This is a genomic window from Tamlana crocina, assembly GCF_012037625.1.
Map to the genome: position 1 here is coordinate 1 of NZ_JAAVJS010000616.1, position 332 is coordinate 332.

At 44.6% G+C, this 332-nt stretch carries 1 protein-coding gene; it reads right to left on the bottom strand.

From position 1 onward, the window contains the following. On the bottom strand, window positions 1-332 hold a 332-nt coding region (locus HC176_RS18285), incomplete at both ends, for an AMP-binding protein (RefSeq protein WP_167920416.1).

A 332-nucleotide genomic window follows, 5' to 3' on the forward strand; every position in this document is an offset into this window, starting at 1 on the left:
CTTGTGCGATAACATGACACCTTTTGGAGTTCCCGTGGTGCCTGAAGTATAAAGTATTGTCGCCAGGTCATTTTCCTTTACCTGCTCCCGGTGTTCCTCTACCTGTAGTTTTTCTTTGGGAGTGATCTCCTGCATTAATCCGGTAAGTTGTGCTACTCCCGGAACTTCCTTAAAGGAATAGATCTTCTGCAAAGCAGGTAGTTCTGCTTCGATCTCCATGATCTTTCCGAAGAGGGCATTGTCACCCACAAAGACCATCTTCACATTAGCATCCTGAAGAATGAATTGTAATTCGGCATTGGTAATATTTGGATAAACCGGAACAGAGACGG